At 66.0% G+C, this 10,984-nt stretch carries 10 protein-coding genes; 7 read left to right on the plus strand and 3 right to left on the minus strand.

Translation table 11 applies throughout. The annotated features are described in order from the left end of the window. Positions 1-24 precede the first annotated feature (24 nt). Complete coding sequence (locus FHG09_RS00850) at positions 25-1,440, plus strand: site-specific DNA-methyltransferase (protein WP_152345808.1); 1,416 nt, start codon at positions 25-27, stop codon at positions 1,438-1,440. A gap of 220 nt (positions 1,441-1,660) precedes the next feature. Here the strand turns inward: FHG09_RS00850 and FHG09_RS00855 are convergent, their stop codons facing one another. After that, positions 1,661-2,278, minus strand: a complete 618-nt coding sequence (locus FHG09_RS00855) for a TetR/AcrR family transcriptional regulator (protein WP_152345809.1) — start codon at positions 2,276-2,278, stop codon at positions 1,661-1,663. 43 nt (positions 2,279-2,321) lie between these two features. On the opposite strand from FHG09_RS00855, the gene FHG09_RS00860 reads away from it, so the two are divergent. The 4 genes from FHG09_RS00860 to FHG09_RS00875 all read left to right on the plus strand — a co-directional run bounded on the left by FHG09_RS00860 (position 2,322) and on the right by FHG09_RS00875 (position 6,468). Then, positions 2,322-3,284 (plus strand): ABC transporter ATP-binding protein, encoded by a 963-nt coding sequence (locus FHG09_RS00860; protein ID WP_152345810.1) that lies wholly within the window; start codon positions 2,322-2,324, stop codon positions 3,282-3,284. Continuing rightward, entirely contained in the window at positions 3,281-4,129 is an 849-nt protein-coding gene (locus FHG09_RS00865; protein ID WP_152345811.1) for a hypothetical protein, read from the plus strand. The genes FHG09_RS00860 and FHG09_RS00865 overlap by 4 nt, the downstream gene beginning before the upstream one ends. 108 nt (positions 4,130-4,237) lie before the next feature. Further along, entirely contained in the window at positions 4,238-4,534 is a 297-nt protein-coding gene (locus tag FHG09_RS00870; RefSeq protein ID WP_152345812.1) for an antibiotic biosynthesis monooxygenase family protein, read from the plus strand. A 473-nt stretch (positions 4,535-5,007) separates the two neighbouring features. Further along, complete coding sequence (locus tag FHG09_RS00875; protein WP_152345813.1) at positions 5,008-6,468, plus strand: APC family permease; 1,461 nt, start codon at positions 5,008-5,010, stop codon at positions 6,466-6,468. Positions 6,469-6,899: 431 nt separating this feature from the next. Here FHG09_RS00875 and FHG09_RS00880 read toward each other — a convergent pair whose 3' ends face one another. Then, positions 6,900-8,120, minus strand: a complete 1,221-nt coding sequence (locus FHG09_RS00880) for a glycine cleavage T C-terminal barrel domain-containing protein (RefSeq protein ID WP_208094710.1) — start codon at positions 8,118-8,120, stop codon at positions 6,900-6,902. A 226-nt stretch (positions 8,121-8,346) separates the two neighbouring features. Here FHG09_RS00880 and FHG09_RS00885 point away from each other — a divergent pair, with 226 nt between their 5' ends. Next, on the plus strand, positions 8,347-9,207 hold the full coding sequence (locus tag FHG09_RS00885) for a methylenetetrahydrofolate reductase (RefSeq protein WP_152345815.1): 861 nt from the start codon (positions 8,347-8,349) through the stop codon (positions 9,205-9,207). An 84-nt stretch (positions 9,208-9,291) separates the two neighbouring features. On the opposite strand, the gene FHG09_RS00890 is transcribed toward FHG09_RS00885, so the two are convergent. Then, a complete protein-coding gene (locus tag FHG09_RS00890) occupies positions 9,292-10,041 on the minus strand; it encodes an IclR family transcriptional regulator (protein WP_152345816.1) in 750 nt (249 codons plus the stop codon). 118 nt (positions 10,042-10,159) lie between these two features. Between FHG09_RS00890 and FHG09_RS00895 the strand changes: the two genes are divergently transcribed. Next, entirely contained in the window at positions 10,160-10,936 is a 777-nt protein-coding gene (locus FHG09_RS00895) for an IclR family transcriptional regulator (RefSeq protein ID WP_152345817.1), read from the plus strand. The last annotated feature ends 48 nt before the right edge of the window (positions 10,937-10,984 follow it).

A 10,984-nucleotide genomic window follows, 5' to 3' on the forward strand; every position in this document is an offset into this window, starting at 1 on the left:
CACCGTTCGGGGTGAAGGAGAAGGATGACGACCGTCTTGGAGTGGCCGGGCAAGGCCGCCGCCTTCGCCCTCGGTCGCCGCCTGGCCGCGGAATCCGGAACCGGGCCCTGCCTCGGTGCGGGTGAACGGGAGCCCATGCGCCGCCTCGGGGACGGTGTCTCCGAACGGGAGGGTCGCCTCGGTGGGGGTCGTCCGCACCTGCGGGATGCCGACGGCTCCTCTCATGTTCCCGATCCGCGCGAGAATCTGCTCATCGTCGGGGACAATCTGCCCGCGCTGACGGCGCTGCTGGCCACGCATCGCCGACGGGTCAAGGTCGTCTACATCGATCCGCCGTACAACACGGGCAATGCGCATACGTACAAGGACCACGGGCACGATCACGCCAGCTGGCTGTCGTTCATGACGCCGCGGCTGCTGCTGGCGCGCGAGCTCATGCGCGACGATGGGGTGCTGTTCCTCCATCTCGATGACAAGGAGAGCGCGTGGGCGCAGCTGCTCGGGCACGAGATCTTCGGTGAGGACAATTCGCTGGGCACGCTCATCCATCAGCGGGCGAAGGGCGGGGGCAATGCGCGCTCGTTCGTGCGCGGACACGATTATGTGCACGTGTGGGCCCGCGATGCGAGCCGGGTCGGGCCGTTCCTCACGGAGAAGAAGTCACCGGCGAAGCTCGAGGTCATCGACGGGCGCCGCATGCTCGTGGAGACCGACGTGCTGCGTGCCGGATTCGGTCGGTATGCGCGCGGGTCGGAGCGGCGCCTGATGTATGAGGACATCTTCGCGGTCAAGGGCGAGACGAAACTCGCCGAGGTGGACGCGAAGCTCGCGACCGGCGAGTACATCCTGCGGCCCTGGGGCTCGGAGGGCAAGCACGCGGTGGTGCGGGTGACGCCGGCGGAGAAGGCGAGTTCGAAGATGTACTCGATCGTCAAGGCTCTCGGCGGGCAGAACGACCTCGAGCCGCTGGGGCTGGCCGGGGTGTTCAGCTATCCGAAGCCGGTCGAGCTGGTCAAGGCGCTCGTGGCCTCGCAGACATTCTTCGATCCCGATGCCATCGTGCTCGATTTCTTCGCGGGGTCCGGGACCACGGCGCAGGCCGTGATGGCCGCGAACGAACGGGACCAGGGGTCGCGGTCGTTCGTCCTCGTGCAGACTCCGGAGCCGCTGCGGTCGAAGACGGCCCGGGACGTGGTGGCTGCGAGCGATGGAGTCGGTGCGGGCGGCATCGGTGTCGACGTTTCCGAGGCCGGCGGTTCGGAAGCCGGTGGCTCGGAAGCCGGCGGTTCGGAAACCGGCGCGCCAGACTCAAATGCCGGTGGCGGGTTCCCGACGATCAGCGAGCTCACCGCCGAACGCATCCGCCGCGCCGCCGACATCCACTCCCCCGGCCTGGCGTTCACGCAGCTCGAGGTCACCGAGCTCGGCCGCACCGAGTAGAGCTGCGCGAGCTCCGCACTGGAGCCGTCCTCGAGTCGCCCGGGAGAATCGACGCCCTTGGAGAGCTCGCCCTCCGGTCGGCCGCGCACGTTTCAGCCGCGCTCGTTACGTGGATTGTCTGGTCGATCCGGGGCGGTCTCACGCGGCGCAGAACGCCGTGGATCGACCTGACAATCGCTTCCGAATGGGCTTCGGCCCACCCCGCCCGTCGAGCGCGGGGTCAGTGAGGGGCCAGTGGTGCGAGTTCCGCCTCGAGGATCTCCTTCGCCGAGGCGGCGTCGCGCTCATCGAGCATGACCTCCTGAGCCAGCCCCTTGCCCAAGGCGATCATCCGCATCGCCCACGCGCGAGCAGCATCGTCGCCGCTTGAATCGTCAGAGCCTGCATCGGTGCCGACGGCTGCCTGATACAGCCGGATTCCGAGCGTGAGAGTCGCACGGTCGCTGGCGCGGATGATCTCGGCGATCTGCTCGTCCATCACTGCCCGGGCGACGTACGTGTACCACACGGACGCACCGATGCGCATGGCCTCACCTGCGGGAACGAACGCGAAACAGAACTCACGGAGCGCGCTCAGCGCACGCACGGAACCGGGATCGGAAGCCGCATCCGCAGTCTCCGGATCGGCCACCTCGGCGCCTTGGACGATCTGTCGGCACCCCTCGAGGATGAGCTCACTGCGCGAGGGGAAGTAATGCTGTACGCGGCCGACGGAGATTCCGGCCGCCTCGGCGACGGAACGGAATGACACCCCGTCGATCCCCTTGAGGTAGATGACCTGCCACAGGGCATGAACGATCTCGGTGCGGCGCTGGGCATGGTCGACGATCTTCGGCATCCTCCCACTTTACAATACGATCGACTTGCATCATTATTGCAGTATGAGTGTATTGCCATCGAATGATGAAGGCATATCGGTGCGCGGGCTGACGAAGAGCTACGGCGACCATCGAGTCGTCGACGATCTCAGCTTCGATGTCACGCCGGGTCAGGTGACGGGGTTCCTCGGTCCCAACGGCGCCGGAAAATCAACGACGCTGCAGATGATCCTCGGCCTCGCCTCGCCGGACTCCGGCACCGCGAGCATCCACGGCCGCCGTCTGCCCGAACACGCAGAACCCGGACGCATCGTCGGAGCGTTCCTCGGCGCCGAACACATGCTGTCGGGGCTCACCGTGCGGGGGCACCTCGACTGGATCGCCACTGCGACGGGAACTGCGCCTGCCCGGATCGACGAGATGCTCGAACTCGTCGACCTCACCCGTGCACGTTCCCTCCGCATCTCCCAACTGTCATTGGGCATGAGGCAGCGGCTCGGGATCGCCGCCGCACTGCTCACCGACCCCGAAGTGCTCATCCTCGACGAACCGCTCAACGGACTCGATCCTGCCGGAATCTCCTGGCTGAGGGCGCTGCTCACGGATTTTGCGAGCACGGGCAGGACGGTTCTGCTGTCGAGCCACCTGCTCCGGGAGATGGAGCTCGTCGCCCATCACGTCATCATCATCCGCGACGGCCTCCTCATCGCCGACCGCTCCCTCGACGAACTGCGGCGGGAGTCCTCGATACGGGTGCGCGTTCAGGGCGCGGACCTCGCACCGCTGCTCGATCATCTGCGGGCAGAGGGCATTTCGGTCGAGCCCGATGACTGGGGCACTCATGCCACGGTCTCCGGGCGCGAACCCGGCGAGATCTTCGGACTCTGTGTCCGCCTCGGAGTGGAACTCACGGGGCTCGCCGCCGAGGAACGCGGCCTCGAAGACACTTTCCTCGGCCTCACCGACGCCCCCGACGATCGGCACGGACACCCTCCTCGACACCCGAGACAGGGAGCGACGGCATGACCACGACTCCACCGACCGCATCGATCTCCACAACCGCACCGTCCTCGCCGATCATCGCTCGGCCACGATGGACAAGGGCCGAATGGGCGAAGTTCCGTGACCTGCGACGGCCGCGGCAGCTGCTCATCGTCACGCTCGTGCTGGGCGTGGTCTCGGCCGTCCTGCTCGTGCTCACCATCCCCGCTACCCGCGGTACCCCATTGTCGGAGACCAGCACCGAGGATGTGCTCTCGGCCAGCGTCCTCGGAGTGGATGCCGCCGCGGCCGTTCTCGTCGTCCTCGCGGCCTGGTTCGCCGGGGTCGAATTCCGCACCGGCGCAATCACCGATGCCCTGTTGCGCGCCCGCGGCCGATCGAGCATGGTCACGGCGAAGGCCTTCGTCATCGCCGCAGCAGCAGCCGTCACCGCGGTCGTCACGGCCGTGGCGGTCACGATCGCCGGCAGTCTCCTTGCGAGGACTGCCGCCGGTGCGGACTGGACGGCGGTCCTTGCCGTTGCCGGCAGCCTCGATCATCTGCGGCTGGTGTTCGGCAGCACGCTCCTCCCCATGGTCTGTTCGATCCTCGCAGTCTTCGGTGCGATCGTCTTCCGTTCGGTCACCGGCGGGGTGCTCACACCGCTGGCCCTGCTGGCCGGTTCCATGCTCGCCGGCTGGCTGCCGGAAGGTATCGCTTCCGTGCTTCGACCGTCCCTGCCCTTGGGTGGTGTGCACAATATCAGCGGGGTCGCCGAGGCGGGAGGAACCGAATACATCGGTGCCCTCCCGGCTCTCGTGGTCCTCGTCGCGTGGGTGGCCGGTGGAGCGCTGCTCGCGGCTTGGCGTCTGCGCCGACAGGATTTCTGAGACAGGTTCTGAGACTCCGAGTGCGAACAGGCGGACTCCTCAGACAGCACTCGGCTCGGCGTCGTAGGGTCGAGGTGACTCAGCTGCACAATCCGAGAAGGAGCAACCATGTCCGTCGTCGCCATCAACACCCTCACCGTCCCCGAACCGGCCCGCGCCGAACTCGAGAAGCGCTTCGCCGAGCGCAAGCACTCCGTCGACGGCGCCCCCGGGTTCGAAGGATTCCAGCTGCTCCGCCCCGTCGCCGGCGGCGACCAGTACTTCGTCTACACGCAGTGGGCGACTCATGAGGACTTCGAGAACTGGCGCGCCAACCGCTCCTCGGCGCACGAGACCAGCGGCAAGAAGCCCGTGTCCGAGCAGGCGAATCTCCTCGAATTCGAGGTCGTCGACCTCGGCGAGTGAGGGCAGCACCCGCGGATCGGGCGCACCCGAACCTGGGCTGCCTCGGCGAGAGGTCGTCGAGAACTCAACGGCCCGCCTCGGCGAGGCAATACCCATACCCAGGGACGTCGACCTACGGGCCGGCGTCCTTGTCCGTTCCACTCAACTCCTGGACTTTCCTGAACTCCTCGACTTCACCGGCCACGAAGATCTCATCGTCGGCGCACAACGTCACGTCGCGGTCGGCGATGTCCCGGTGCGAGCGATCTCGGCGCGTGAAGGCGCACCTCGGAGATGCGGCACCATCGCAACGGTTCGCCCCTGCACGCAGACAACTCATCGGTAACGATCAGAATCCTGCTACTCTGCTTTATCGGAACTGCCGTGCCACATCGGAACTGCCATGCGTTTTCGGAACTGCCGTGATTCGGCTCGTGCCCGCGGCACAGCCCTGCATCTGTTCATCCATCCACAGAGAAGTGTCGAGGAAACTCATGAGTCAACCTGAAACACAGACGGTCACCGGAGATCGGGGGCACGGCTTCGTCCGGGCCCTCGGCACGGTCGACGCACTCTTCATCGGCTTCGGTGCCATGATCGGCTTCGGCTGGGTCGTGCTCACCGGAGAATGGCTCAACGGTGCGGGCACACTCGGTGCCATCATCGCCTTCGCCGTCGGCGGTATCATCATGTGCTTCGTCGGCACCGTGTATTCGGAGATGGTCGCGGCGATGCCGCACGCCGGCGGTGAGCACAACTACCTCATCAGGGCGATGGGCCCGCGGGTGTCCCTGTTCGGCTCGTGGGCGATCACCGGCGGCTACATCAGCGTCGTGATGTTCGAGGCCGTATCGGTGCCGAAGACCGCCGTCTACCTGTTCCCGAACCTCGAGCAGATCAAGCTCTGGAATATCGCCGGCTTCGACGTCTATCTCACCTGGGCTCTCGTCGGTACGATCACTGCGATCATCATCGCCCTCGTCAACATCCGCGGCGTCAAGGTCGCCTCCCTGGTCCAGACATTCGTCGTGTGGTTCCTCATCATCGTCGGTCTCATGCTGCTCACCGGCGGGTTCGTCGGCGGCAGCCTCGAGAACACCGAACCGCTGTTCACCGGCGGTGGCGCCGGGTTCATCGGCGTCATGGCGGTCGTGCCGTTCCTCTTCGTCGGCTTCGACGTCATCCCGCAGTCCGCCGAGGAGGTCAAGCTGCCACCGGCGAAGATCGGCAAGCTCGTCGTACTCTCGGTCGTCATGGCCATCGTCTTCTACATCATCATCATCGGCACCACCTCGATGGCGATGCCCGCCGATCAGCTGGGCACTCATGATCTCGTCACCGCAGACGCACTGTCGATCATGTTCGACTCGGACATCTGGGGCAAGATCGTCATCGCCGGCGGACTCGCAGGCATCATCACGTCTTGGAATGCCTTCCTCATGGGCTCGTCCCGTCTCATGTGGGCGATGGCCGCGGCCGGCATGATTCCGAAGTGGTTCGGCAAGCTCCATCCGAAGTACCGCACCCCGTCGAATGCCATCATCTTCATCGGCATACTCTCGGCGATCGCTCCCTTCTTCGGCACTGCGGCGCTCGGCTGGATCGTCGACGCCGGCTCGCCTGCCATCGTCATCGCCTACTTCCTCGTCAGCGTCGGCTTCCTCATCCTGCGCAAGCGCGAACCGAACATGGAGCGCCCGCTGCGCATCGGCGGGGATCGCAATGGAGGGGTGGTCATCGGCGTGATTTCGGCTGTGCTCACGCTCATCCTCTTCATCCTCTACATCCCGATCACCCCGGTCTCTGCACAGCTGGCGTGGCAGTCGTGGGTCGGATTCGCCGTCTGGCTGCTCGTCGGCATCTGGTTCATGTTCCGCCTGCCCACCGGCATCAAGGCCGGCCCGAACGCCGAGAACGAACTGCTCGCGAAGGTCAAGGCACTCCGCGGGAAGTGATCGCGCCGCCGCGCCGCACGGTTGGCCCGCTTGTTCGGCGAGGAGGCCCGCCCACCGAGGTGGGGCACCCCGATTCCACCGCGCCGCACGCTCACGCATCCCGCGCCGTCAGTCGCACCCCGCACCGTTGCGAGCATCCGTCACCCTTAGCGGCTCATCACCCCTTTGCAACAGGGTGATGAGCCGCTAGCGGTGAGGGGTGTTTTGCTACCTGTAGGAGAAGCCGCTCGGGGTGAGGGATACCTGCGTTCCCGACGGGAGGATTTGGCGCTGACGGTGCGTGGTGCCGACGCTCTGCGAAGACAATCGCGGCCGGGCATCCAAGCGGCCGGACATCCAAGCGGCCGGACTTCCCAGCGTGCCGGGCATGCGAGCGCGGCCGCCGGCTCGAAGCAACGGCGACCGCGCTCGGTCTCGGGGCGGGAGCGGTCTCAGACGGCGGCGTCGAGGCCGCGCATCTTCAGACGCTCACGCTGGTTGGGGTTCACACTCGGGCGGAACGGCATCTCGACCACCTCGGCGCGAACCGGGACTCCGGGGGTATCTGCGAACGGCTCAGGCAGGTGCACCCAGTATTCGGTGCCGATCTCGGTTGCCGACACCGGCACGTGCGCCATGGCGATATTCGCTTCGAGTTCCGGTGAATACCACGGCGAGGTCACGTATCCGACCGCCTCGCCATCAGGAGCGGCGGAGACGAGCCAGAAATCCGGGGCGTAGTCCGTGATCGGTCTGCCGCCGACCAGCAGACCCACCAGCTGCGTGCGATACGGCGGAGTTCCGGCTTCGATCAGCCCGCGCACCTCTTCGAGCCTGGCCTTGCCGATATAGTCGGCCTCCTTCTTCCGCGGCACCTGGTAGGACAGGTTGACCTGGAACGGGAGTGTCTCGAAGTCCATGTCCTGGCCCCACGAGAGGATGCCGGCGGCGATCCTGCGGTGATGGCTGGGGGCGACGACCTTGAGGTTGTACGGCTCGCCGGCGGCCAGGACGGCGTTCCACATGTCCTCCGCGTACTTCGTCGCATCCTTGAGATAGATCTCGTAGCCCTTCTCACCGGTGAATCCGGTCTGGGAGATGATGACGTCGCGACCGCCGACCTGGGCCTCCATGAGTCCGAAGCTCGGCAGTGTGCGTCCCTCCTCCCCGACGAGGTCGGCGATGACGTCGACGGACTTCGGCCCCTGGACCTGCACGGGAGCGACATCGATCTCGCCGATCGTGACGTCGAACCTGCCGCCGACGTTGACTCCCTGCAGCCAGAGCATGAGGTCGGTGTCGGAGAGGCTGAACCAGAACTCGTCGATGCCGACCCGCAGCAGGATCGGATCGTTGAGGATGCCGCCCGCCTCGTTGCACAGGATGACGTAGCGGGCCCGCATGACCGGGATCTTCGTCGCGTCACGGGTGATGACGAAGTTGACGAACGCCTCGGCGTCGGGCCCCTTGACCTGGATCTGCCGCTCGACGGCGACGTTCCACAGGGTGACGTCGTTGACGAGGGGCTGGTACTCGGCCATCATCCCGCCCTCGTCGCGGGGAATGTAGCCGCGCGGGTGATACATGCGGTTGTAGATCGACGCCCGCCAGCAGCCCTGCTGCATGGACAGCTCCCAATAGGGCGACTTGCGGACACGGGTGTCGATGAGCATTTCCACCGGGGTGGGGCCGGATTGACGAAGGTTGATCGGGACTTCTCTGTCGCTTTGATCCACTGACGGGACATTGTTGTCCATGGTGTTCCCCCTGCTCGAACAGTTTTATATTATGGAACTTGATTCCCATATCATGGGTATAATGAGTGTAGGATCGGACACACCGGGACGCAAGGGACTCGAACTCCGAGTTTCATGAATCGACCCCACAAGGGAGACGAGGATGTCACAGGCAACGCTGCGCACGCTCCTGACCACCGCCCGCTACGAGGTTCTGCCCACGGCCGGAATCGTCGAACGCATCGAGGAGTACGTGGCGCCCGGCCGTGAGATCACGGTGACCGCGTCGACGGGGCTGACCCTCGAGGCGACCCTGTCCACGGCCGAGCAGCTCCAAGCCCTGGGCTTCCGCGCCGTGCCCCACCTCGCGGCACGGATGATCCACGGCAGACCCGAACTCACGGAGATCGTCGATCGCCTCGCCGAGGCGGCCGTGGACCGGATCTTCGTCCCCGCCGGCGACGCCACTCCCCCTGCCGGCGGTTATGTGGGTGCGCACGACCTCCTCGTCGATCTCTCGAGCATGGCCGCACCGTTCCGACACATCGGCGTCAGCGCCTACCCGGAATCGCACCCGCTCATCCCCGACGACGTGACGATCCAGTCCATGTGGGACAAACGCGACTACGCCACACACCTGGTCTCGAACCTGTGCTTCGATCCCTCCGTCATCGCGTCCTGGGTGCCCAGGGTGCGCGCACGCGGCGTCGAACTCCCGCTCGTACTCGGCATCGCAGGCAAGGTGGAGCTGACGAAGCTCGCCCGAGTCGCGACGAAGATCGGGGTGGGCGAGTCCACGCGGTTCCTGCGCAAGAACACAACGACGTTCACGCGGATGGCCAAGCCCGGCGGCTACAACCCGCGGAAGTTCCTCGACAAGATCGGCCCGGTCCTCGATGACCCGAGCATGGGCGTCGCCGGTCTGCACATCTATACGTTCAACCAGATCAAAGACACCGAGGTGTGGCGCCGCAGACAGCTCGCAGCGCTCGGCGGCGCCGAAGAGGTCTCGACGGCGTGGTGAGCCGCCACCGCACTCAGAAAATAGGTCGCAACCGGATATTTTCACCGCCGGGAAGTATCCGTTAGTGACCTATTTTCGGCTCGTCTACCGGTGGGTGACCTTGCGTTTGAGAGTGCGCGAGAGCAAGCCCGCCTCATCGACCAGCAGCGCACCGAGGCGGTCATGGTGTTCGGCGATGCGCATCGTCGGTCCGGAGATTCCCACGGCCGCGACGACGTCACCGTCGATGCCGAACACCGGTGCGGCCAGAGCGTCGAGGCCGATCTCGAACTCTTCGTGGACGATGGCGTATCCGCGTTCGCGCACCGTGGCGAGGTCGTCGGTGAGTTCCCTGCGTGAGCCCAAGGTCTTCTCGGTGCGACGCTCGAGCCGACCTGTCGGCAGCGGAATGACGTCATAGGCGAACATGACTTTGCCGAGAGCCGAGCAGTGCGGCGGAACCTCGACATCGGCCCAGTTCGTGGCGCCGAGGACGAAGGTCGAGTCGACCTGAGCGACCTGCACGACGCCCTTGGGCCCCGGCATGGCGAGGTTGACCGTCTCGCCGGTCTCCTCGCTCAGGCGCTGCAGGGTCGGGTCGGCCGCGGAGACGAGATTCTCCACGCGGTCGAAGCGAGAGGCATAGGTCGCGAACAGCGATCCGCCGCGGTAGAGACCGTCGCCGTCGCGTTCGACCAGACCGTTGCGCTCGAGAGCGGAGAGCAGGCGCGAGACCGTCGACCGAGCCAAGGCAGTCTCTTCGACCACCTCGGTGTAGGAGATCGGGGCGTCGGATCTGACGACCAACGACAGTATCTCTGCCGCCCGGTCGATCGACTGGGTCCCATTGCTCATCGTGCTCAGCTCCGTCGGGGAAAGGGGGCCGGCGGAATCGAGGTCCACCGACCGCACTCACCCTACCCCACGCCCTCAGCCTCTGGTCGGGTTGCGCGTCGTGAGTTACAGTTTCGAAATGAGCAACAGCGAAGTGGGCTCGGGCGGCGTCCAATCCGTGGATCGGGCGGTGACGATCCTTGAGATCATCGCCCGCACGGGGCTTGCCGGGATCACCGAGATCGCCGGTGAGCTCGGGGTGCACAAATCGACGGCTTCGCGCATCGTCTCCACTCTCGAAGCTCGCGGCCTCGTCGAACAGGACCAGCATCGCGGCAGGTACCGGCTCGGCCTGGCCGTCCTCCGCCTGGCCGGAGCGACCACGGCACGTCTCGACATCGTCCAGGAGGCCCGACCGATCGCCAAGATGCTCGCCGAGGCGACCGGTGAGACCATCAACGTCGCCGTCCTCTCCGACGGCGCCGCCCTCTACCTCGACCAGGCGGCGTCGACCGCCTCGGTGCAGAGCCACAACTGGGTCGGTCAGCGCATTCCGCTGCATGCGACCTCCAACGGCAAGGTCCTGCTCTCCGGCCTGAGTGAGGCGAGCATCCGTGAGACTCTGGGCACGAAGCTGACCCGATACACCCCGCACACCGTGACCTCGGTTCCGCAGCTGCTGACCCAGATCGCCGAGGTGGCCGCCACCGGATTCTCGCTCGTCATCGATGAGCTCGAGGTCGGGCTCACCGCTGTGTCCGCTCCCGTGCTCAACGCCCACGGGGACGTCATCGCCTCGATCTCGGCCTCGGGACCGAGCTTCCGCTTCACCGCGGACGAGGTCACCTCGGCGAGGGGCCTGCTCATTCAGGCGGCCGCCGACATCTCCGCCCGCCTCGGTTGGCGCGAACACTGAACAGCGTCGATGTCCCCGAGCGCTGAACCAGCTCGGCCGGCGCGACCG

Origin of the sequence: Brevibacterium sp. CFH 10365, assembly GCF_009299785.1 — a bacterium.
In the GTDB taxonomy this organism is placed as follows: Bacteria; Actinomycetota; Actinomycetes; order Actinomycetales; family Brevibacteriaceae; genus Brevibacterium; species Brevibacterium limosum.